Consider the following 22,132-nt stretch of genomic DNA (forward strand, 5'->3'; position numbering starts at 1 on the left):
GATCCGCTGATGCAGTCCTGCAGAGGGCGTGCCGGGCGCGGCAGCCCCGGCATTGGTGTATCCTGAGTCCATGCGGGTCGCCTTCCATTATGACGAAGATGTGCTGGGCAATGCTGACAAGGCGACTGAGCATCTGTTGAAACTCGCGCGACGCATGAATCTGCCAATCCGGTCTCGCTTGTACGTCGGCTCGCTCCTGATCCGCACGGGCGCACAAGAGCAATCCAAGAAGGGAAGCACCTGCACGCGCACGACGCAACCCGAGACACTGCGCTCATTGGTGCGGGAATGGCTGACGCCGCAGCCTTTCAACTGGTACGCCCTGACATCGCGCGCCGTCGAAGTCGTCATCACGGGCACGGTGCATTGCAATCTCTACGACACGATCGAGCCACGCCATGCGCTGGCGCTTCACAACGCCGCACTGGAAGCGATGCCGGAGGTGTATGTCGGCGCGTTGCAGGTAGACGAACGAGTGCCCTCGCACCTTGCTGGGTACCAGTTGGTCCCTTGGCTTCGCATTGACGAAGCGGCGGGATACGTCAATTGGGATGGGATCAACCAGGACTCCAAGAGACCTTGGGTCGTGGAGATGCTGGAGCGAGTCGGCTACGACCCGGTGGAGCACGAGGACGTTTCCGCTCGTTTCACGATCTTCGATCGGCAGGGCGGCGCAGAGGGGCGTCACCGATCGGCGCAGTGCCGCGGCGCAATGGTCGAGCTGTTCGACGGAGTCATCGACGCCGCGATTGTCCGCGTGCGAGACGCCATGCCGGAGGTTCACGAACGATTGTGGGCGGTCCTTCGGGCGTTTGAATCGGCCGAGATCGACGAGCAACTCGCGCAAGTCGCGGTGAGTTGCCGACGCTTGGTGGAATATGCCGCCGAGTGTCTATATCCCCCCAGGCCGACTGCACAGGGAGAACGAAAGCTGGATCAGGCGGCGTGGAAGAACCGGCTGCTTGCATATTTCGAAGACCATCAGGTCGCCGACGCCGACAAGGGGATGATCGTCGCAAACATCGACCACACCGCCGCGTGCGTCGACCGCCTGCTTGAAGTGATCAACAGGGGCGTCCACGCTAGCACCACGCGAGAGCAAACGCGGCGCTGCATCCTCGGAACTGTGCTTCTGTTGGACGATCTCTGCTCGGTCACGCGCGGTGGATTCTCAATGCGGGTAGCTCTCGACAAGGAACTGCTTCACCGCATAGCTGGCAGAGGGCCGAAGAAACCCCACACGGACGGCGGCTCCTAAGCAGGGGGTGCCGAGGGCTGAAGCCCCCGGCATCGGCGCTTCCCGTCAAGGCCCATCGTCCTCTGTCTCACGGTCCCTCCATTGGTGGCAGTGCCCATAGCCGATACTTGGCGGTTTACCCGACCTGCAAGACGATATGGCCTGTCTTTGGAGTGGAATACACTGGCATTTGATCCGGCTTGATGCACCTGAACCACCAGAATAACATGTTTTCAAGCAAGCACACAGGGTACATTGGGGCTGGACTTGCCGAATAGACAATCCGTGGGAATCAAGGTACAATCGGCTGGGCGAACGGAGCCGCCCTGATGAAGGAGCCGCGCATGGCGAAATCAGCGACTACGACGAATGGGAACGGCAAGAAGACGGCTGCGGAGCAGGGCAAGCGGGAGTATGTGCAACAGTCGCTGTTGCCGAAGCGGAAACTCCGGGACGCGATGCTCATCCCCCAAGCGCTCATCGACAACTTCGGCGGGAAGGACGCAGCCCCCCATCAGATCGCCATGGCGATCGGTTCGTCCCCCACATCCTCGACCTGGCGCCACCTCACAGGTGCCGCGATCGCTTACGGGCTCACCGAGGGCGGATACAACTCGGCCAAAATTTCGCTCACTGAGCTTGGGCGTCGGTGCGTGGCCCCCGTCGCCGACGGTGAGGATGTTGCCGCAAAGAATGAGGCCGCCATGCGGCCGCAGATCCTCCGGCAGTTCTTTGAGAAGTACGACAAGAACAAGTTTCCGGACGAGAAGATCGCCAAGAACGTGTTGCAGCACAACTTCAGCGTTCCTGCTGACCGCTGCGACGAAGTACTCGCGATCGTCAAGGACAACGGCGCATACGTAGGTGTCCTGCATAACACCAAGACCGGCCTCTTTGTGGCCCTGAACAACCCCCAGCCAAGCGCCTCGATTTCGGTGGAACCTGCCGAACCGCCAGCTGTGGACGATGACGAAGCAGCCGATTCGCCCGTAATCGCCGAGATCAAGGGCACCTCTGCGCCCGTCAAACAGGTAGAGACGCCTGCGAAGCCTGCCGAAACACCGCCGCCCGCTTTCAAGGTGTTCATCTCGCACAGCAAAAACATGGAGGTCGTCGAGCAGGTCAAGGAGATTCTGGGCCTCTACGACATCAACTTCGAGTTGGCAGTCGAAGAGGAAACGACCGCGATCCCGGTACCCGACAAGGTACTCGACGCCATGCGGCGTTGCACCGCCGGGGTTATGGTCGTAACCGCCGACGAACAGTCGAAGACGGGGACCGAGTACACGATCAACAACAACGTGCTCATCGAGATCGGCGCGGCGTTCGTCCTGTACAACAAGCGCGTGGTCTTGCTATGGGACAAGCGGCTTAGGGTGCCGTCGAACCTGCAAGGGCTGTACCGCTGCGAGTTTGAGGGGAACGAACTGTCTTTTGCCATCGGCACAAAGCTCGCCAAGTCCGTCAAGAACTTCAGGCATCCGTAGTCACTCACCGTCAGTCGCACGATCTTCCGGGTGGATACGGACGCCGCTCTTGCCTTTTAGACCCTTAACCGAACCGAAAGGACAGTGATAGCCATGATGGCGATGAACAGGAGGGTTGCCGGTCTCACGCGGTCACAGTCGCCGGCCACGACGGGACCCATGGGCGATAAACCATAACCGCCGCTTTCGCGGCGGCTAGGTGACTGATTTCACTGCGCTGGGGCGTGGCTAAAAGGCCACGTTCCCGGCTTCGATAATACTAGGCAAATGGCGCTTGGCGGTTCATACGCTTCTACCGTCGCCGTCGTGACCTCGCTCCACGGCTCCTTTCGCCGCCCTCCCGGGTGCTATCGCCTTCCGCTTCGGAGCAGCAAGCGATGGTCGCCACATTCAAGGCGCAGGGTGCCCCACACGAAATGCGGTCGCCGCAGGGTCTGAAACAGCACCCGCGCAGCGGCTGACCCCCGCCCGGAGGGCGGCTTCCTTTGTCGGAGGGCCCCCAGCGACGGCCCGGCTGTCCTATCTGACGCCCGCGGCGTGGGGGGCGGGCTAGCGATGGTTGCCAGGCGCGCAGCGCAGTCGCCCCCCCGGATGGCACGCGACAAGCCAGCCCCTGGAAAGTCCCCCGCGCAGCGGCTTCCTGAGTGGAGTGGGGCGGACGCCCCCGACTCCGTGCCTTCGTGCCTTCGTGCCTTCGTGCCTTCGTGCCTTCGTGCCTCCCCCACTCCCACACCCTTCCCCCTCCGCGTTCCTCCGCGCTCTCCGCGGCCTCTGCGTTCTCTTTCACTTCGCAACCTTCGCGCTCCACCATTCCCCCATATCCTCACACATCCCAAAAATCGACTTGACACACCCACCACCACCCCGTACCTTACCCGTACCCGTGGTCGCCCCTGCCCCTCCATCCCCTCTCGACTTCCACCCGGACGACGCCCTCGCCCACCGCATCGTCGCCGACCTCGCCCAGCCCCAAGCCACGCTGGCCTCGGTCGCCGAAGCACACAACATCCCGCTCGCCACCCTCGCACTCTGGCTCTCCACCCCCCGAGCCGCGGCACTCTTCCACACCCTCGAATCCGGCGCATGCCGCCACGTCCGCCTTACCGCTTCACTCCACCTCTCCACCGCCGTCCAGACACTCCTCCTCATCCTCGACAACTTCAAACGCCTCCACGCCACACTCGAACCCGCCGACCCCATCCTTCTCCGCGCCGCCGCCCACGCCCGCATCGCGGCGTACCACCTCTACCGCCTCTCACGCATCACGCCCCTCACCGACGAACAACTCGCCCGTGCCGCGGTTCCTGGTGGCACTGCTCTCCAGAGCAGTGGCTCCGCGGCACGCGCCGCCGCGATCCGGGCGTCACTCTCCTCTGGCGCCACTCCTCTCGAGCGGATGGGCTCCGCCGCCACGCCAGCCGCGCCTGCAACCATGCAGCCCGACCGTCAGGAAAGGCGTTCCCCCGCCGCCGACGCTCCTCCCCCCTCTGCCCCTTCAGCCCCTTCAGCCCCTTCTGCTCCCTCTCCTCCGCGTTCCTCCGCACACCCTGTGTTCTCTTCACCTTCGCGGCCGTCGCGATCTTCGCGTTCAACCCCTTCTCCACGCCGTCCCGCCGATCTCATCCGCGCTGCCGCCGCCCCGATCCCCCTCGGCTCCTCCCCATAGCTCCTCCCCCTCTTCCCCTTTGCCCCTTTGGCCCTCTGGCCATTTGGCCCCCCCTCTGGCCCAGTCAAACTCCCCGTTTGACCGTGGTCGCTGCTGCGCATTGAATACCGGCTCAAAACCAGTCCCCGGGAATGCCCGGATCGCACATGCCGGACCGCAGCCGCGGCCACCCGGCGCAGATCGCCGCTCGACCTCCGCACAACGGAGCGGCACCCAGGCGGATCACACCCGACCTGTGGGCGGAAGGAGTTTCGCATGGCTCGTTATACAGGTCCAAAGCTCAAGCTCTCGCGCCGCGTCGGCACACCAGTCGCCGACATCCCCAAGCACACCTCCAAGCGCGCCCTCACGACGCCCGGCGTCCACGGCTTCCGCGGCCGTCGCCTCCGCGACTACGGCCTGCGTCTCAATGAGAAGCAGAAGGTCCGCTACCACTACAGCGTGCTCGAGAAGCAGTTCCGCCGCTACCTCGCCGAGGCCGCACGCCGCCCCGGCAACTCCGGCATGAACCTGATGTCGCTGCTGGAGCAGCGTCTGGACAACGTCGTCCGCCGCGCCGGGCTGGCCCGGACGATCTGGGCCTCTCGTCAGATGGTCGCGCACGGGCACGTCCTCGTGAACGGCCGCAAGACCGATCGCCCCTCCTACTCGGCCCAGGTCGGCGATGTCATCACGCTGAAGCCCAAGGCCCAGAAGCTCGCCCGCGAGGCCATGGAATCTCTCGCTGGTCACGAGGTCCCGGGCTGGATCGAGCTCAACCCCTCCGAACTCACGCTCAAGATCGTCGCGGTCCCCACCATGGACCAGATCCCCTACGACGTGAATCCCAACCTCATCATCGAGCTCTATCGCTGATCGAATTCCCGCAACGGGGTCGCGAAGGCGATCCCGCTGCCTTTACGCGCTGGCCACGCGCCGGGCCTGCCCGCGCCACCGGCCCGCTGGGGACAGCACATGCTCAAGTTTCTACGGAAGTACCGCACCATCCTCCTCGGGATGTTCGTCGTCATCCTCATGGTCGCCTTCGTCGCGCCCCAGGCCATCCAGCAGCTCGGGCCCAACCCCCTCAAGCAGAAGGCCGGCTCCATCTCCGGCGTCGCCTTCACGGTCGGCGACCTGCAGCAGGCCGCGTCCGAAGTCCGCATGCTCGAGACCATCAGCCCCGCGATCCCCGTGATCCTCGGCCTTGATAACACGAGACAGCCCGAGCACTGGATGCTCTTGAAGAGCGAGGCCAAGGCCGCGGGACTCATCGGTGAGATCGACGATGGACGCGACTGGCTCTCCGAGGTCGCGGCTCAGATCGCCCGCATCTCCCTCACCCAGCAGTACGGACGCTTCGGCCAGCAGTGGGTCGCCATGATGATGCAGGACCCGCAGGTCCAGCAGGAGATCGCCGGCCAGGCACAGAGCATGCTCGGCAGGGTCGCCTCCGCCGCGGGCAGCAACCGCCTCACCGAGCAGGACGGCTTCCGCGCCCTGGCAGCAGCACGAGGAATCACACGCCTCAAAGACGCATACGTCTTCGCCGCCCGGCCGACCCGCGCCCAGGCGGTCGCCGCGGCTCGCACCATCGGCGACTCGGCCACCATCGACTACCTCTTCATCCCCGCCCGCACGCTCTTGAACGAGATCGACGAGCCGAGCGAGGCCGACCTCGCAGCCCACTACGAGGCCTACGCCTCGGTCGAGCCCGGCACGGGCGACTTCGGCATCGGATACATGCGTCCGGCCCGCATCAAGATCGAATGGCTCGTGATCGATCGGACCGCCATCGCCGGCGCGATCCCCGTGGACCGGGTCGAGCTGCGCAAGCTCTACGAGTCGAACCGCACCAAGTACACCAGCGACTACGAGATCGAGCGTGAGATCGTCCGCGCCGACTATCTCAGCGCGAAGACCGCCGAGTTGATGTCCGAGATTCTCCGGATCGTCCGCGCGGAAGTCCTCAAGGCGACACGACGCCTCGAGACGCAGGACACCTACAAGAAACTCCCCGAGACCTGGGCAGACGAACGCCCGCGTCTTGAGCAGATCGCGCTGACCGTCGTCGAGTCGCTCCGCACCATCAAGGGCGTGACTATCCCGCTGCCGAGGGTCGAGTCGCGCGATGCCAACTGGCTCGACGCCGCGGACCTCTCGATGCTCCCCGGCATCGGCTCTTCAGTGGTGCGCCTCGGGAGCATGCAGGCCCCCTTCGCCCAGTACGCCCTTCAAGTGAAGGAACTCGAAGGCAACCCCTCCCTCGGTCTCCAGGTCGGGCTCACGCCGATCGATAACCCTCTGGAAGACGCCTCGGGCAACATCTACTTCTTCACCGTGCTCGAAGCACGCCCCCCCTCCGCCCCGGACGGCATCGCCGATGTCACCACCCTGCGCGACGACTGGAAGACCATCAAGGCCTATGAGCGCCTCATCGGCGAACTCGGGATCTTCGAGACCCTCGCGCGGACCGATTCGCTCGACGCCGCGGCACGCCTCGTGGACACCGACGGCACCCGCCTGCTCTTCCCGACCAACGCGGTCACGATCTCGCGCAACGGCCCGGCCACGTCCGACCGCGCCATCCAGTCACGGGCCTTCACCGATGCCGTGATGGACGCGGTCAAGGCCCTCGACCCGCGGCTCAGCCCGGAGGCCCTGGCCTCCGAGCCCGGCGCGGTCCTCGGCATCCCCCTGCCCAACCAGCTCGGCATCGCGATCGTGCGCATCCGCTCGATCGTGCCCTACACCATCGAGCGATTCCGCACTGAGGCAGTCGGCATCGTCGCCCAGAGCATCGCCTCAGAAGTCGAGAAGGTCGCCGGCACCATGGAGAACGTGAACCCCTTCACGTACCAGGTCATGGTCACCCGCCTGAAGTTCGAGACCCCCGGCTCCAAGCAGTCCGGCGACTCCTGAGCATCGCACGGGCCCGAGTCAGATCCGCCCGTGCTCCCAGCCCCCCCGCAGGAACCGCCAGCCGAACGCCCCGGCCCGCACGACGATCTCCGCGCACAGACCGACCCAGAGCCAGGCCAGCGAGGGCTCCATCCCACTAGGATTGGGGAGTACCTTACCTCCGGGGAGCGGGATCTCAACGCCCGAGAGCAGATACGCCAGAGGCAGCCGGACCGCGTAGGTCGTCCACCATGTCAGGTGCATGACGGCCTTCACGTCCCCGGCCCCGCGCAGCGCCGACCGCCAGACGATGCTGGCCGCGAACGGGATCTGGACACACCCGCTGATGATGAGCAGAGCTGGAACGAGCGTCAGGTGCGACTCGATCGGCGTGAAGAGCGACGTGATCACCCGAGGGAAGATGACGAAGGCCAGGCCGCTCAGCCCCATGGTCGTGCAGGCGATGAGCGTGCAGATCCAGATGGCCTTCCTGGCCATGGCCGGGCTGCCTGCCCCGAGGTACTGCCCGGTGAGGGTCGCGGCGGCCGCGCCCATCGCGAACCCGGGGAGGAAGCTGAAGGCCTCGATCCGGATGGCCACGATGTGGGCGCCCATGGCCCCGGAGACGCCCGCGGCCCCGATGAGCCCGACGAAGAGCATGATGGCGTAGTTGCCGATCCACATGCCGAAGGTCTCGAAGAGGTTGGGAAGCCCGATGCGGACGATGCGGCGGATGGTGTGCCAGTGGGGCCGTAGACGCCGGGCGCGGAGCCGGATGCCCCACGTGCCGCGCGAGGCCATCCAGAGGACCATGACAGCGCCGACCGCCTGAGAGGCGATCGTGCCGAGCGCGATACCCTTGATGCCGAGCTCGAAGGGGAAGGGATTGGCAAGGACGACCGAGCGCGTTCCATCGGACGAGAGCGTGTTCCAATCGACGCCTGAGAGGACCCAGCTCACGACGATGTTGACGGCGTTGACGACGACCATGATCCAGAGCGGCCGGATGGAGTCTCCGACGCCCCTGGCGCAGGCGATGCCCGTGAAGAGGATGGACATGAGGGGCATGCCGCACGAGACGATGAGGATGTAGTCGCGGAACGCGGCTGCGCCGTCGCCGCTGAGGTTCATCATGGAGGCGGTGGCGGGCGTTGTGATGGCGACGATGAGGCCGGTGGCGACACCGGCGACGATGGCGACGACGAGGGATTGACCCAGCACGGCGTTCGCGACCGCCATGCGTCGCGCACCGACGGATCTTGCGATGAGTGCGGTTGCTCCCATGCCGACGGACATCACGACGAGGCCCATGAGCCACATCATGTACGCGGCGGCGCCGATGGCGTCGGTCTCCTGCTCGCCGAGGCCGGCGGCGAGGACGGTGTCGGTGAGCCCCACCATCGAATTCAAGAAGGACTCTGCGAGGATGGGCCAGGAGAGGATCCAGATCGCCTGGCGCATGGTCAGCCCGGCGAGTCTGCCGGCACGGAGGCGTCCATCGGGCGTCAGACCCGAGGGGCGCGTGCGTGAGGGGGAGAGGGCGAGTTCCTCGGATGGGTCGATGGATTCTGGGTTCAGCGCCGGCGAGCCGCCCTGATGGGATTCGTGGGGCGATTTGCTGTGGTCGGACACTCTCTTCTCCGGGCTCGACGCGGCGGCGCGGCGTCGTCGAGCCCGATCGTACACGGCGGAGGCGTGTCGGATGCGATGATCCGTGCTTACGCGAAGGGCCAGACGGCCAGACCGTGGGGCGCGTTCCTGACATCGTTGCCGAATGTGATGGTCTTGATGCGTGCGGCGCGATCGATGTCGTAGACGCTGACGGTGGAGGGCGAGGAGCCGCCGATGACGATGCCGGGGCGGCCTGGGTCGCCTGTCCAGGCGGTGAGGCCTCGCGCGAAGTTCGGTTTGGCGACATCGCTCGGCAGGTTCATGTTGATGAGTGTCGCGGGGTCGTGCCTGTAGATGTCGATCGCGGCGCGGATGTTGCCTGTGCGATCGGCGAAGCAGACTTTCTCTTCGGAGGTGCTGTTGTAGATCACGCCATCGCGCCACGGGCGGGCGTTGTGGGTCCAGGTGGGCAGTCGCGCGCCGAGGCCGACGCGCCGGCCGTCGAAGATGAAGAGCACGGGGAGCCGGACGCCTGAGATGAAGGTCATTCCCTGCATACGGCTGACGGCGTTGATGTGGATGGTGTCGGCCTTGTGCGGGCCGCCCGCGGCGTTCGGGTCGAAGGGCTTGAAGTTCAGATGCTGGGGGCCGATGGGGACTCCGGGGGGCGGCTCGTTGAGTACGCGGATCGAGAGTCCTGAGACGAAGCGATCCGATGGGAGGTCGTATTCGAGGATGGAATCGAAGGCGGTTGACGTGAGGAGAAGGCGGTCGCCCGCGACCCAGATCTCATGGCAGAGGCCGAGGTAGTCGTTGCGGACGGAACTGAGTCGATTGAAGTCTTTGTCGAAGAAGAAGATCTCGTCGCTGGCGGCGATGATCACTCGGTCGCGCCAGAAGGCGATGCCGCGAAGTCCGCGGTCGCCGCCTCGGCCCTCCCAGTCGATGTCGCCGGTGTTCCAATCGAGTTTCTTCTGGACCTCTTCGGTTTCGAGATCGACGAGATAGACGCCACCGTGGCTGTCGCCCTGATGTGTCGAGCGAATGACATCGGTGATGAGGACTTTGGGGAGTGGCGTCGGCATGTCTGATCCATGGCGTTGAGTTGAGCTGGAAGGTGATTGTACCGAGTTTGGACGAGAGACTGGCACTGCTGCGGGGTGCGCACTCTGCTGGACGCTCTCCGAGGACTACGGACGCCTGCGGCGTGTCAGAACGCTGCAAGGCCTGTGCTTGAGATGATCTTGTCACACACGATCCACAACCGAAGGGATACAGGCGCGCCATCGCCTTCGGCTCGCTTCACGAGCCGCAGGCGATGGCGGAGGCGATGGCGAGGCCACCGGCGTGTGAGATGGAGAGGTGCCAGGTTGTGATCGACCGTGCGGCGGCGATGCGAGCGGCTTCGCCGCGGAGCGCGACGGAGGGTGGGCCGGCGGTGGCGAGGATCTCGACGTCAGTCCAAGCGATTCCCCCGGACCAGCCGGTGCCGAGGGCCTTCAGGACGGCTTCCTTGGCGGCGAAGCGGCCGGTGAGGTGCTCGACGCGGCGGGCGTGGACGGCGTTGTACGAGAGTTCGGCGGGGGTGAAGACGCGCTGGAGGAAGCGATCGCCGTGCTCATCGATGGAACGCTGGAGGCGTTCGACGGGCATGAGGTCGATGCCGTGGCCGAGGATGTGAGTGGCTGGTGGCATGGAAGGAGAAAGAGAAAAGGCAGGACTCACCACAGAGACACAGAGGGCACAGAGAAGAGAATGCATGGGAAGAGGGAAGAGTTACTTCGAGGGTGAACGGTGTTTGGAGGACTTGGAGGCGGGCTTCGGGGAGGACTTGCTGGGGGAGGGTTTGCCTCCTTTGGAGGGGGAAGACTTGGGAGCCGACTTCGATTCGGGTTTGGATTCTTGCTTGGGCGTGGATTGTGATTTGGCGTCGGGCTTCGCGTCCGATTTTGAATCAGACTTTGTCTCTGGCTTGGAGTCGGTCTTGGAATCAGGCGCGGGGGCTTTCTCTGCGTCGGCGGCCTTCTTGTAAGACTCGGAGCGGTAATCGGTCTCGTAGAAGCCGGAGCCCTTGAAGAGGATCGCGGCACCGGTGCCGATGAGGCGTTCGAGGGCGTTCTTGGCGCACTTGGGGCATTTGCGCTTGGGCGCGTCCTTCATGGACTGGAAGAGCTCGAAGCGGTGCTTGCAGGCGTTGCACTTGTAGTCGTAGGTGGGCATCGGGGATCCAACTTCAAACTAGGAGGACTCACCACAGAGGCACAGAGAACACAGAGAAAGACAGTGAAGAAGCGGGGATAGGGTGTCGGAAGGCGACAGCCGTTGGGCTCGTAGGTGAAGGAATGAGAGTACAGGACTCGGTCACGCGTTCGGGGCGACGGCGACCTTTGCTGGACGGATGACGCGCTCGCCGGTGAGCATCGTCAGGAGGAAGCCGGGCTGGAAGGTTGAGACGATGCGGCCGGGCTCGATGCCATCTGCCGTCTGCTGGATCACGGCCTCATGGCGTCCGGGCTGGAACTCATCGTTGGGCTGGGGGTGGATGAGCGTGACGCCGTTTCGAGAGAGGATCTTGAGCATCTCTTCGCGGATGACGCGGACGCCGCCGATGAGCTGCTCGGCGGTGACCTTGGCGGGGTCCTGACCGATGGCGAGGTCGAAGTGATCGAGGACCGCTGCGACATCCGAGACGATTCGTGAGACGCCGTCTGCCTTGGCCTGCTGCTCGTTCTGGAGGGCGCGGCGCTGGCTGTTCTGGTAATCGGCGACGGTGCGGAGGAGTTTGTTCTTGGTCTCGGTGAGCTCGGATTCCAGTATGTTGACACGCGCGATCGCCTCCTCCGCGCTCTCGGGTCCCCACTCGCTTTTCCAGGTGTCGGACGCGCGCTCGCCGGACGGCGCGGGATCGCTTGCGCTGCCCCAGTCGCCGGTGTCGGAGATGTCGTGCTCGCGGGGGGGCACCGATTGATCGCCCGGCGTGCCTTGGTTGTGTCTGTCTTTCTTGTTCATCGCATCACCCATGGTTCATGCCGGTCTTGCGTTGGGGCTCTCAGGGATTCAGAAAGTCTTTGACGCGTTTCCAGAATCCTTCGCTCTCAGGAAGCACATCGTGGTTCTCTAGTGCGGCGAGTTTGCGGAGCAGCCCCTCTTGCTCGCTCGTGAGTTTGCGGGGCACTTCGATCTTGACGCCGACGAGAAGATCGCCGCGGCGGGCGGTGCGGAGGTTGGGAAGCCCCTTGCCCTCGATGCGGAAGACGGTGCCGTAGGCGGTTGCCTTGGGGACTCGGAGGGTGTGCTCACCGTCGAGCGTGGGGATCTTGATGTCGGCGCCGAGCGCGGCCTGGGTGTAGGTGATGGGCATCTCGAGCGTGAGGTTGTCGGCCTGCTCGGGGTCGCGCTGGAAGAGCGAGTGCTCGTCGATGCGGATCACCACGTGGAGATCGCCGCGGACGCCCTGGCCGTCGGCGGAGACCTCCTGCGGCGGGGGTTCGCCCTCGCCCGCGACACGGACGGCCATGCCCTCCTGCACGCCGGCGGGGATCTTGACGGAGAGTTTGCGCTTCTTGGGGACGCGCCCCTTGCCCCGGCAGCCGTCGCAGAGGTCTTTGATGATGCTGCCTCGGCCTTTGCAGTTGGGGCATGCGACGACCATGCGGAACATGCCGCCGAGGCCGGTCTGCTGGACCTTTCCGTGGCCGCCGCAGGTGGGGCACTTGTCGGGCTTTGATCCGGGCTTTGCGCCGGAGCCGGTGCACTTTTCGCAGACGTCCATGCGTGTGAACTCGACATCGCGTTCGCAGCCGCTGAGGACTTCTTCGAGTGAGATCTCGACTTCGGTCTCGAGGTCGTATCCCCGTGCTGGGCCGCGGCGCTGCTGGCCTCCCCCCCCCCTGCCGCCCATGCCGCCGCCCCCGAAGATGTCGTTGAACATCGAGAAGATGTCGTCGACGTTCATGCGGGTGAAGTCGTGGGTGGCGGGGCCGCCCCGGCCTCGGAGTCCTTCGTGGCCGTACTGGTCGTAGATCTTGCGCTTGGCGTCGTCTGAGAGGACCTCGTAGGCCTCGGCGGCTTCCTTGAACTTGGCCTCGGCCTCGGCATCGCCGGGGTTGCGGTCGGGGTGGTACTTCATCGCCAGGCGGCGATAGGAGCGCTTGATCTCCTCGCCGTCGGCGGTGCGCTCAACGGAGAGGATCTCGTAATAGTCACGGGTGGTGGGCATGGGGGATCCGGGGAGGCAAAGACGAAGATTGAAGACTCACCACAGAGGCACAGAGGACACAGAGAAAGGCAAAGAACGGGTCATGAAGGCCCTCAAAGACGAAGCGTTTGAACTCCTCGCGGTCGGTGGTCTCTCGAAGGCGAGGATCTCGTAATAGTCGCGGGTGGTGGGCATGGGGGATCCGGGAAGGCAAAGACGAAGAAAGAAGACTCACCACAGAGGCACAGAGGACACAGAGAAATGCAAAAACGGGATAGAAAGACTACAACACCATTCGCTTGATGCCGTCACGGAGATAGGGAGAGTTGAAGTTGAGGAGAAGCCCCTTCGACTTTCTTGCGAGCCGGAGATACGTGAGTAACTGGGCCTCGTGGACGGGCAAGAGCTTCTCAACAGACTTCACTTCGACAACGACTGCACCACAAACGAGCAGATCGATTCGGTATCCACATTCGAGCTGAAGGCCTCGGTACTCGAGCGGCACTGCGACCTCGGACTCGACCGCGATCCCGCGATGGCCGAGTTCGTGCCTGAGGCACGCCTGGTACGCGGATTCGAGCAACCCAGGTCCGAGGGCCTCGTGAACGGTGATCGCAGCCCCGATGATCTCTCCTGTCAGAGAGTCGGTGGAATCCGGCGCGAGATGGATGCCACGGTCCTGCATCAATGGCTCTTCTCGGTGCTCTCTGTGCCTCTGTGGTGAGTCTTTGTCTTGGTCGGTTTTCGAATCGTCCCACGCGTGTGTCCACGGGTGGGGCGGGGTGGTTTGGTTCATCCGCTCGCTCGCGCTCGCGGTTCGGTCAACCCCGAGCTTGCGCTCGGGGCTCCCTTTTGATTCCTATCGATCAGGAGACGGATCCGGTCGTTGCTTCCTGCTCGTCCTTGAGTTCGGTCATCATGACGTCGGTGGTGAGCATGAGGCCCGCGACGCTCGCGGCATTGACCAGCGCGCTCTTCGCAACGAGGGCGGGATCGATGATCCCGGCTTTCACGAGGTCGCCGTACTCGCCGGTCGCGGCGTTGAAGCCAAAGGAGCCCTTGCCGTCCTTGACCTTCTCGACCACGATGTCGCCGTCGAAGCCGGCGTTGACAGCGATCTGCCATGCGCACTTCTCGACAGCGGCGATCACGATGTCGAAGCCGAGCTTCTCATCGCCCTTGGCCTTCTTCTGGGCGGCGGTCATGGCTTCCTGAGCGCGGATGATGGCGACGCCGCCACCGGGGACGTACCCCTCCTTGGCAGCGGCGCGGGTCGCGTGGAGCGCGTCGTCGACGAGGTCCTTCTTGGCCTTCATAGCGACTTCGCTGGAGCCGCCGACGCGGATCATGGCGACGCCGCCGGTGAGCTTGGCGTGACGCTCCATCAGCTTCTCCTTGTCGTAGTCGCTGGTGGACTTGTCGTGCTGGGCCTTGATCTGTGAGGCGCGGGCGCTGATCTCGGCTTTCTTGCCCGCGCCCTCGATGATCGTGGTGTCGTCCTTGGTGATGACGACCTTCTTGGCGCGGCCGAGCTCGGAGATCTCGATGGATTCGAGCGAGCGGCCGAGATCTTCGGCGAAGAAGGTGCCGCCGGTGAGGACGGCGATGTCGCCGAGCATGGCCTTGCGGCGGTCGCCGAAGCCGGGGGCCTTGACGGCGCAGATCTTGAGGACGCCGCGGAGGCGGTTGACGACGAGGGCGGCGAGTGCCTCGTTCTCGACTTCTTCGGCGATGACGAGGATGGGCTTGCCGCTGGTTGCGACCTTGTTGAGGAAGGGGAGGAAGTCGGTGAGATTGCTGATCTTCTTCTCGTGGATGAGGATGTAGCAGTCTTCGAGCACGCACTCGGCGGTCTTGGGGTTGGTCATGAAGTAGGGGGAGAGGTAGCCCTTGTCGAACTGCATGCCCTCGACGTAATCGAGCGTGGTTTCGGCGGACTTGCCCTCTTCCACTTCGACGACGCCGTCGGGGCCGACCTTTGAGATGGCTTCGGCGATGAGTTCGCCGACTTCGGCGTCGTGGTTGGCAGAGACGGAAGCGATCTTCTTGTAGTCGTCCTTGCCCTTGCACTTGACGGCCATGCCGGTGATGGCCTCGGCGGCGGCCTCGGCGGCCTTGTTGATTCCCCGCTGGACCTGCACGGCGTTGGCGCCGGTGGCGATGACGCGGAGGCCTTCGGTGAAGATGGCCTGGGCAAGGACGGTGGCGGCGGTGGTGCCGTCGCCGGCCTTGTCGGCGGTCTTCTTGGCGACCTCATTGACGAGCTTGGCGCCCATGGAGGCGAAGGGCTCGGGGAGGGAGATCTCCTTGGAGACGGAGACGCCGTCCTTGGTGACGTGAGGGCCGCCGTAGGACTTCTCGATGACGACGTGGCGGCCGCTCGGGCCCATCGTGCACTTGACGGCCTCGGCCAGTTGGTCAACGCCCTTCTTCATCTCGAGGAGTGCGGCGTCTTTGTACATGATCTGCTTCTTGGACATGTGTTCACCTCTTTGGATCGTGCGTGTTGGTTGTCGGGCGGCGTGTGGATGCGGTGCCGCGTGTGTGTGTCGTGATTTCGGTGCGGCTCACCATGAACCGTCCTTCTCGTATCCGAGGGCGATGAGTTGGTCGCCAGCGGCTTGCTTGAACCATTTCTTTGCATCGTCGGTGAAGTAGTTCTGCCAGTCGCCCACTTGCCCCTTGCGATAGAAGCCGCCGGGGGTTTCGGTCTCGAATCCGGGCGCGGAGCGGTTGGCGGCACTGACTGGGGCGGCTTCGGCGGGATCGAGCCCGAGGAAGCGGTAGAGGGCGGCGCGCTCGGACTCGACGTCGGCGCGCATGCGTTCGTAACGGAGTTCGTGGAAGGGCGTGCGCCCGCGCTCGCGGATGACTGCGGCGACGGCGAGGTCGTGCCGCATCTGCTGTGCCCATTGGCGGGCGAGCGTGCGGACCCACTGTTCTTCGGCGAGCAGCCGGTGCGGCTCGCGTTTGAAGAGGTCCGGGTCGGCGAGGAAGGCCTGCTGGAGGGCGAGCATGCGCCCGGCGTAGAGCGGGTCTTTGAGCATCGTGCCGCCGGAGGCGAGTTCGTGGAAGGTGCGGCTGATGAGGACGTCGCGTCCGTCGCGAAGGAGGAGGATGTGGGGCGCACCGGGGACGAGGACGCGGAGGGCGCGGGGCGTCTTGTCGCCGAGCCATGTTGCGTCGGGCTTGTGGGTGCTGATCGCGCCCATGATGCGGCGGACGGCGTCGCGTGCGGCGCGCTCGGCCTCGGTGCGGACGGGCTCGTGATGGGCGACGTGCCAAGGCCAGCGGGTCAATTGGTCGAAGGCGTTTCGGAGGGCCTCGAAGCGGAACTCACCCTGCACGAAGGTGCGCGGATGGAGGTTCATGACGGCGACGGTCCAGGTGGTGCCGGAGCGGGGATGGCCGCAGACGAAGAAGAGATTGCGGGCGATGCCGTCGATGGTGATGGTGTGTTCGGGCGCGTCGCCGGGAAGCGGCGCGGGGTCGGCGTGGGCCTCGATGAGGGCGGGATCGTGATGGGTGTGCGGGTGGGTGTGCGGCGCGTGGATGGCGGGTTGCGCAGGCGCGGCGGTTGGCGCGACCGAGGGTGCGACCTCGCTGATCCACAGATCGTTTGAGGCGTAGCCAGCGGCAGTGAGCGCGGCACCGGCCTCGTCGTGGAAGGCGAGCGCGTTCTCGCGCGTGAAGAATCGACGCCAAGAGCCGGGCGCGACGTCGTGGGCCTCGGACGGCTCTGCGGCGCGGGGCGCGAGGGTCTGCACCCCAAGGAGAGAACAGAGGGCGCGGACCGAATCGCCGGAGGTCGCGACGTCCTCGAATCGGACGACGAGGGTGCGAGAGCCAGCATCGGCGAGGCGCTTGAGCGCGCCGAGATCGGACTGGATGCGGGTCGCCCAGGTGCGAGCGAGTTGGCGGAGCCAGGGTTCGAGCCAGAGGAGGCGATGGGGACGATCGCGGAGGAGGTTCGGATCGCGCCGGAGTTCCTCGCGAAGGTGCTCGAGCCGGGCACGGTAGCGCTGGTCGCTGAAGAGGGAGTCGGGGCCGGCGTGGGCACTGGTCAACTGGCGGAGGGCCTCGGCGATGACGACGTCGCGCCCATCGCGGACGAGGTAGATGTATGTCCCGCCGGGAAGAATCTCGTCGACGGGCTCCTGGGCGATGTCGGCGATCCAGCGGATGGCGCGCGTGTCGGTGATCGCGGCGTGCATCGTGGCGCGGACGAGTTCGTTGGTCGAGCGCAGGAGCGTTTCGGCGCCGGGGGCGTCGAGCGTGCTCGCGGCGCGGTGCGCGGCGCTGACAACGGGACCGAGGCCGAACGTGCCGGTGGTGACGATCCCGGTGCGGGCGAGCGCCGCGGCCAGGGTTTCCAGACCGCTGGAGGGGTGAGCACGGAGGAAGAGTTCGCGCACGGAGAGGGGCGCATCGACGCGAACGGGAGTTGAGGCGCGGAGCTGGGTGGTCATGGGTGACCTCCGCGACTCTTTGCAGCTCTGGTATCCCACTCGCTTCCCTGAGATTCGTAGCCGAGGGCGACGAGCATCTCACCGGCTTCTTCCATGAACCAGCGGCGGGCGTCTTTGGTGAAGTATGTCTCCCACTCGCCGCGTTTGCCGCTGCGGTAGAAGGAGGTCGCGCCCTGTCCCTTGCCGCCGAAGCCGGGCTTTGCGAGCGGATTGGCGTCGATGGGTGCGGCCTCGTCGGGGTTGACGCCGAGGAACTCGTACATGCGACGGCGCTGGGCCTCGGGATCGGCGTGGACGGCTTCGTAGCGGACTTCGAGGACCTTGCCGTCGAGCTCGGCGCGGGCGTAGCGACCCTTGGCGAACTCGTCGCGCCGGGCGCGGGTGGCCCAGACTCGGGCGACGTGTCGGACCCAGGTCTCTGAAGAGAGCAGCGCCTCAGGGTGCTTCTCGAAGTGCTTCGGGTCGGCCTTGAGGAGGTCAAGGAGCGCGAGCATGTCGCGCTTCCAGGGCTCGCGCGTGATGAGTTCGTTGTCGATGCGGAGCTGGTGGAAGGTCCAACTGACGCAGACATCGCGCCCGTCGCGGATGAGGTGGATGGTCGGCGCGCCCGGGAGCATCTGGAAGACTTCGCGGGGCGTCATGTCGCCGATGACATCGGCTTGCGGGCGGAGATGGACCGTTGTCAGCATGCACTCGCGGACGAGCCGCTGCATGTTGCGGCGGGCGATCTCGCGCATGGGGTCGTAGTGGCCGAGGTGCCAATCGTGCTTCTCGAACTGCCAGAGGCCCCCATACAGCATCTCGAAGTGGTACTCGCCCTGGATGTTGATCCGGGGGTGGAGGTTGAGGAGCGACTGCATCCAGTGGGTGCCGGAGCGGGGGTGGCCGCAGAGGAAGAAGAAGGAGCGTTCGACGCCCTGATAGACCTGGTGGAATCCGTCGCGGGAGTGGCCTTCGGCGAGGCCATTGGTTGGGGTGTTGGAGAGGGATTTGGGCTCGATGCTGAGCGAGAGAGCGGCATCGGCGCGCGGTGCGTCGGCCGGCGCTTCGCTGCCGGAGAGACGCTTCAGGATGCCGCGCACCGATGCCACGTGATTGCCTCGTTGTGTGGAGCGAGCATCAGCCGATGACGCCGAGGAGTTCGTTCTCGCGGATGATGAGGTGCTTGTCGCCCTTGATCTCGACCTCGGTGCCGGCGTACTTGCCGAAGACGACGGTGTCGCCGACCTTGACGGAGAGGTGGGCGCGCTTGCCGTTCTCCAAGAGCTTTCCTGGGCCTGTGGAGACGACCTTGCCCTGCATGGGCTTCTCCTTGGCGGACTCGGGGAGGTAGAGGCCGGAGGCGGTCTTGGTCTCGGCTTCGAGGGGCTTGACGAGGACGCGATCTTCGAGGGGTTTGACGGCCATTGGGGTTCTCCAGAACTCGTGCGGCGGTTGCCGCGTGTTGGTGCTTTGTGAATCTGACTTGCACCTGAGTGGGGTGCGGGGGTTATGGTCCAGTGACTTATCGTTTCGAGAGACAGCACCTGGCTGGCGCTCGTCTCTTCACTCTGCATTCCTGTACTCTGCATGTCGGACAGAACGGTACATGGTTGTAAAGAAGGAGGCCGTGGAGGATGGCGAGGGTGCGGTCGAGCATGCGTGAATCATTCCTTCGGACGCCCGGTCTGCCGACCACTGCCTGACGAGCGGTCTGCGGCACGGCCGACCGGACACCGCTCTGGAGAGCGGTGCCACCAGGAACCGAGATCAGTGCGCGTGGGCGTGGCCCGCGTGCTCGTCCTTCTTCTCGGGCTTTTCGGTGATGATGCAGTCGGCGGTCAGGAGGACCGTGGCGACGCTGGCTGCGTTCTGGAGCGCGAGGCGATCGACCTTTGCGGGGGTGATGACACCCATGTCGACGAGGTCGCCGTACTCCTCGGTGAGGGCGTTGAAGCCGAAGTTGGCGGACTTGTTCTCGGCGACCTTCGCGACGACGACGGATCCCTTGACGCCCGCGTTGTCGGCGATCGTGCGGAGGGGGACGCCGAGGGCCTGATAGACCACGTCGAGTCCTGCGGCAAAGTCGTACTTCACGCGGCCGACTTCGTCGGCGGAGAGGTCCTCTGCCTGAGCGGCCTTGCCGAAGACGGCCTTGTGCTCTTTGAGCTTCTCGATCGCGGCTCGGGCGCGGATGAAGGAGGTGCCGCCACCGGGGACGATACCCTCGGCGAGCGCGGCGCGGGTGGCGTGGAGGGCGTCTTCGACGCGGGCCTTCTTCTCCTTGAGTTCGGCCTCGGAGGCGGCGCCGACGTTGACCTGGGCGACGCCGCCGGCGAGCTTGGCGAGGCGTTCCTGGAGTTTCTCGCGGTCGTAGTCGCTGGTTGTGCGCTCGATCTCGGCGCGGATCTGGGCGATGCGTGCCTGGATGGACTTGCTGTCGCCCGCGCCCTCGATGATGGTGGTGTTGTCGGCGTCGATTTCGAGTTTCTTGGCCATGCCGAGGTGCTTGATCTCGACCTTGTCGAGTTCGATGCCGAGGTCCTTCATGATGGCGGTCGCGCCGGTGAGGATCGCGATGTCTTCGAGCATGGCCTTGCGGCGGTCGCCGTAGCCGGGGGCCTTGACGGCGGCGACCTGGAGCGTGCCCCGGAGCTTGTTGATGACGAGCGTGCTCAGGGCTTCGCCGGCGATGTCCTCGGCGATGATGAGGAGGGGCTTCTTGGCCTGCATGACCTTTTCGAGCAGGGGGACGAGCTTGGAGACGGAGTCGATTTTGTCCTCGTGGATGAGGATGAGGCACTTGTCGAGTTCGACCTTCATGTCGTCGACGTTGGTGACGAAGTTGGGGGAGAGGAAGCCACGGTCGAACTGCATGCCCTCGACGACGGTGACCTCGGTCTCGAGCGACTTGCCCTCTTCGACGGTGATGACGCCGTCCTTGCCGACGCGATCGAAGGCGTCTGCCATGATCTTGCCGACCTCGGCGTCGTTATTGGCGGAGATGGCGGCGACGTTCTGGATGTCGGCCTTGCCCTTGACGGGGGTGGAGAGATCGTCGATGGCCTTGGAGGCGGTCTCGACGGCCTTCTTCATGCCGCGGACGAGGGCGTTGGCGTCGACACCGGCGGCGATGTACTTGAGCCCCTCGCGGAAGAGCGCCTCGGCGAGGACGGTGGCGGTGGTGGTACCGTCGCCGGCGTCGTCGGAGGTCTTGCTGGCGGCCTGCTTGACGAGCATGGCTCCCATGTTCTCGGCCTTGTTGCGGAGTTCGATCTCCTCGGCGACGGTGACGCCGTCCTTGGTGACGGTGGGTCCGCCCCAGGACTTGTCGATGACGGCGTTGCGGCCACGGGGCCCGAGGGTGGCTTTCACGGCCTTGGCGAGTTTCTCGACTCCGGCAAGAAGTGCCTGACGTGCCTCGATATCGAACGTGAGTTCCTTGGATGCCATGTACGGGTCTCCGAAAGACAAGTGTGTCTTGGTATGACGGCCTGATTGGGGTGCCACGGGGCACGACCGAACAAAGACTTACCCGTGCGAGAACGATCGCGCGGTTGGGTGTATGGAGGCCATGGCAAGCAGAGTGCCAACCGGCATCGCGTCACAAGTCCAGCATTTGCAATGGTTCAAGGACGATGAAGGTTGGTTGGTTCGTGTCGATGCCTGACATCGAGCGAGCGGAACCAGCGGGAACCTGCCAGAACGGCAGTCTTGCCTTCACGGCGGGCGGCTGCGGGGGAGGAAAGAGTTCGGGCTGAGCGTGTGAATAGCCGGTCCTGCCGGGCATGATACCGGTTGGGGCTGGAGTCGCTCTTTCTCAGGGCTACGAGGTGCGGGGACTGGTTGCGTGGCGAAACACAGCATTCGAAGGCGGCGAGCGGGGCGTCGATGCTGTGCTCGGGGATCTGCAGTTCACATTCGTGTGAGCGTGCTTTGCCAGCCGCACGGTGGGGCTTTGCTCTCTCAGGATTGTGATGCTCTTCCCGCGTTGGCCTGAGATTCCTGATGGTGTACGATAGCGGCCTATGCCGAGCACTCTCGCAGCGGTTGAGCTGAACAGTTACCTGCCGATCTTCATCATTCTGTTGATGGCGGTGACCTTTGCCGTGGCGAACGTGGCGGGCTCGCTCTTGATCGGTCCTCAGCGCAAGGGCGGGAACAAGGGGATCGCGTATGAGTCGGGGATGAACCCGGTTGGAACGGCGCGTAAGCGGTTCAATGTGCGGTTCTATCTGATCGCGATGGTCTTCCTCGTGTTCGACGTTGAGATCATCTTCCTGTATCCGTGGGCGGCGACGTTCCCGAACATCGATCCCGGCTCTCCGGACTCTTTGGTGTGGCTCGGGCGAATTCTCTTCTTCCTGTTCACGACGGTCGTGGCGTATGTCTACGGCTTCCGCAAGGGCGTGTTCCGGTTTGACTGAACCCGCGCCTCTGCGAGCGAGTTGACGGGCGTCTGATAACCAGTGGTTTGCTGCGACTGCCCGAGAACGCACCGGCACAACCGTCCGGGGCGGATCAGGTGTTGTTGGTTGCGCGCTGCCGGCACGGAACGGGTTGACAGCCAACAGGGATGTCGGCGGGGTGCCGATCGAGGGTGAC

18 protein-coding genes are annotated in these 22,132 nt (G+C 64.8%); 6 read left to right on the forward strand and 12 right to left on the reverse strand.

Annotated features, from left to right (window positions below):
• Window positions 1–70 precede the first annotated feature (70 nt).
• From KF838_08055 to KF838_08075, 5 genes are all read left to right on the forward strand, one after another.
• Complete coding sequence (locus KF838_08055) at window positions 71–1,258, forward strand: hypothetical protein (protein QYK49795.1); 1,188 nt, start codon at window positions 71–73, stop codon at window positions 1,256–1,258.
• Between the two features lie 323 nt (window positions 1,259–1,581).
• Window positions 1,582–2,724 carry a nucleotide-binding protein gene (locus tag KF838_08060; protein QYK49796.1) on the forward strand — a complete coding sequence of 381 codons (1,143 nt, stop codon included), beginning with the start codon at window positions 1,582–1,584 and terminating at the stop codon, window positions 2,722–2,724.
• An 883-nt stretch (window positions 2,725–3,607) separates the two neighbouring features.
• Window positions 3,608–4,390 (forward strand): hypothetical protein, encoded by a 783-nt coding sequence (locus KF838_08065; GenBank protein ID QYK49797.1) that lies wholly within the window; start codon window positions 3,608–3,610, stop codon window positions 4,388–4,390.
• Between the two features lie 255 nt (window positions 4,391–4,645).
• The gene (rpsD, locus tag KF838_08070; protein QYK46742.1) at window positions 4,646–5,245 is read left to right on the forward strand and encodes a 30S ribosomal protein S4; all 600 of its coding nucleotides are present in this window, start codon (window positions 4,646–4,648) and stop codon (window positions 5,243–5,245) included.
• Window positions 5,246–5,344: 99 nt separating this feature from the next.
• Window positions 5,345–7,291 carry a hypothetical protein gene (locus KF838_08075; GenBank protein ID QYK46743.1) on the forward strand — a complete coding sequence of 649 codons (1,947 nt, stop codon included), beginning with the start codon at window positions 5,345–5,347 and terminating at the stop codon, window positions 7,289–7,291.
• 18 nt (window positions 7,292–7,309) lie between these two features.
• On the opposite strand, the gene KF838_08080 is transcribed toward KF838_08075, so the two are convergent.
• The 12 genes from KF838_08080 to groL (KF838_08135) form a co-directional block, all read right to left on the reverse strand.
• Window positions 7,310–8,902 carry an MATE family efflux transporter gene (locus KF838_08080; GenBank protein ID QYK46744.1) on the reverse strand — a complete coding sequence of 531 codons (1,593 nt, stop codon included), beginning with the start codon at window positions 8,900–8,902 and terminating at the stop codon, window positions 7,310–7,312.
• 86 nt (window positions 8,903–8,988) lie between these two features.
• Window positions 8,989–9,966, reverse strand: coding sequence for a hypothetical protein (locus tag KF838_08085; GenBank protein QYK46745.1), 978 nt, complete (start codon window positions 9,964–9,966; stop codon window positions 8,989–8,991).
• 217 nt (window positions 9,967–10,183) lie between these two features.
• Window positions 10,184–10,576 (reverse strand): holo-ACP synthase, encoded by a 393-nt coding sequence (acpS, locus tag KF838_08090; GenBank protein QYK46746.1) that lies wholly within the window; start codon window positions 10,574–10,576, stop codon window positions 10,184–10,186.
• An 81-nt stretch (window positions 10,577–10,657) separates the two neighbouring features.
• On the reverse strand, window positions 10,658–11,101 hold the full coding sequence (locus KF838_08095; protein ID QYK46747.1) for a zinc ribbon domain-containing protein: 444 nt from the start codon (window positions 11,099–11,101) through the stop codon (window positions 10,658–10,660).
• A 141-nt stretch (window positions 11,102–11,242) separates the two neighbouring features.
• The gene (locus KF838_08100; GenBank protein QYK46748.1) at window positions 11,243–11,890 is read right to left on the reverse strand and encodes a nucleotide exchange factor GrpE; all 648 of its coding nucleotides are present in this window, start codon (window positions 11,888–11,890) and stop codon (window positions 11,243–11,245) included.
• Between the two features lie 40 nt (window positions 11,891–11,930).
• The gene (gene dnaJ, locus KF838_08105) at window positions 11,931–13,100 is read right to left on the reverse strand and encodes a molecular chaperone DnaJ (protein QYK46749.1); all 1,170 of its coding nucleotides are present in this window, start codon (window positions 13,098–13,100) and stop codon (window positions 11,931–11,933) included.
• 262 nt (window positions 13,101–13,362) lie between these two features.
• Window positions 13,363–13,764, reverse strand: a complete 402-nt coding sequence (locus KF838_08110; GenBank protein QYK46750.1) for a GxxExxY protein — start codon at window positions 13,762–13,764, stop codon at window positions 13,363–13,365.
• A gap of 181 nt (window positions 13,765–13,945) precedes the next feature.
• Window positions 13,946–15,559 (reverse strand): chaperonin GroEL, encoded by a 1,614-nt coding sequence (gene groL, locus KF838_08115; GenBank protein ID QYK46751.1) that lies wholly within the window; start codon window positions 15,557–15,559, stop codon window positions 13,946–13,948.
• An 87-nt stretch (window positions 15,560–15,646) separates the two neighbouring features.
• Window positions 15,647–17,548: a sulfotransferase gene (locus tag KF838_08120; protein ID QYK46752.1), complete on the reverse strand. Its 1,902-nt coding sequence runs from the start codon at window positions 17,546–17,548 to the stop codon at window positions 15,647–15,649.
• The gene (locus KF838_08125) at window positions 17,545–18,639 is read right to left on the reverse strand and encodes a sulfotransferase (GenBank protein ID QYK46753.1); all 1,095 of its coding nucleotides are present in this window, start codon (window positions 18,637–18,639) and stop codon (window positions 17,545–17,547) included. The genes KF838_08120 and KF838_08125 overlap by 4 nt, the downstream gene beginning before the upstream one ends.
• 28 nt (window positions 18,640–18,667) lie before the next feature.
• Window positions 18,668–18,955: a co-chaperone GroES gene (locus KF838_08130; protein QYK46754.1), complete on the reverse strand. Its 288-nt coding sequence runs from the start codon at window positions 18,953–18,955 to the stop codon at window positions 18,668–18,670.
• Between the two features lie 342 nt (window positions 18,956–19,297).
• The gene (gene groL / locus KF838_08135; protein QYK46755.1) at window positions 19,298–20,980 is read right to left on the reverse strand and encodes a chaperonin GroEL; all 1,683 of its coding nucleotides are present in this window, start codon (window positions 20,978–20,980) and stop codon (window positions 19,298–19,300) included.
• 575 nt (window positions 20,981–21,555) lie between these two features.
• Here groL (KF838_08135) and ndhC point away from each other — a divergent pair.
• Window positions 21,556–21,954 carry an NADH-quinone oxidoreductase subunit A gene (gene ndhC, locus KF838_08140; GenBank protein ID QYK46756.1) on the forward strand — a complete coding sequence of 133 codons (399 nt, stop codon included), beginning with the start codon at window positions 21,556–21,558 and terminating at the stop codon, window positions 21,952–21,954.
• Window positions 21,955–22,132 lie beyond the last annotated feature (178 nt).

The organism is Phycisphaeraceae bacterium (genome assembly GCA_019454185.1).
Taxonomy (GTDB): domain Bacteria; phylum Planctomycetota; class Phycisphaerae; order Phycisphaerales; family UBA1924; genus JAHBWV01.

Bases quoted from the DNA above. Each gene is read 5' to 3' on its own strand.
- KF838_08075 (QYK46743.1), top strand. From the start codon at position 5,345: ATGCTCAAGTTTCTACGGAAGTACCGCACCATCCTCCTCGGGATGTTC.
- KF838_08120 (QYK46752.1), bottom strand. From the start codon at position 17,548: ATGACCACCCAGCTCCGCGCCTCAACTCCCGTTCGCGTCGATGCGCCC.
- KF838_08110 (QYK46750.1), bottom strand. From the start codon at position 13,764: ATGCAGGACCGTGGCATCCATCTCGCGCCGGATTCCACCGACTCTCTG.
- KF838_08060 (QYK49796.1), top strand. From the start codon at position 1,582: ATGGCGAAATCAGCGACTACGACGAATGGGAACGGCAAGAAGACGGCT.
- KF838_08095 (QYK46747.1), bottom strand. From the start codon at position 11,101: ATGCCCACCTACGACTACAAGTGCAACGCCTGCAAGCACCGCTTCGAG.
- KF838_08130 (QYK46754.1), bottom strand. From the start codon at position 18,955: ATGGCCGTCAAACCCCTCGAAGATCGCGTCCTCGTCAAGCCCCTCGAA.
- KF838_08100 (QYK46748.1), bottom strand. From the start codon at position 11,890: ATGAACAAGAAAGACAGACACAACCAAGGCACGCCGGGCGATCAATCG.
- groL (QYK46755.1), bottom strand. From the start codon at position 20,980: ATGGCATCCAAGGAACTCACGTTCGATATCGAGGCACGTCAGGCACTT.
- KF838_08055 (QYK49795.1), top strand. From the start codon at position 71: ATGCGGGTCGCCTTCCATTATGACGAAGATGTGCTGGGCAATGCTGAC.
- dnaJ (QYK46749.1), bottom strand. From the start codon at position 13,100: ATGCCCACCACCCGTGACTATTACGAGATCCTCTCCGTTGAGCGCACC.
- rpsD (QYK46742.1), top strand. From the start codon at position 4,646: ATGGCTCGTTATACAGGTCCAAAGCTCAAGCTCTCGCGCCGCGTCGGC.
- KF838_08085 (QYK46745.1), bottom strand. From the start codon at position 9,966: ATGCCGACGCCACTCCCCAAAGTCCTCATCACCGATGTCATTCGCTCG.
- groL (QYK46751.1), bottom strand. From the start codon at position 15,559: ATGTCCAAGAAGCAGATCATGTACAAAGACGCCGCACTCCTCGAGATG.
- acpS (QYK46746.1), bottom strand. From the start codon at position 10,576: ATGCCACCAGCCACTCACATCCTCGGCCACGGCATCGACCTCATGCCC.
- ndhC (QYK46756.1), top strand. From the start codon at position 21,556: ATGCCGAGCACTCTCGCAGCGGTTGAGCTGAACAGTTACCTGCCGATC.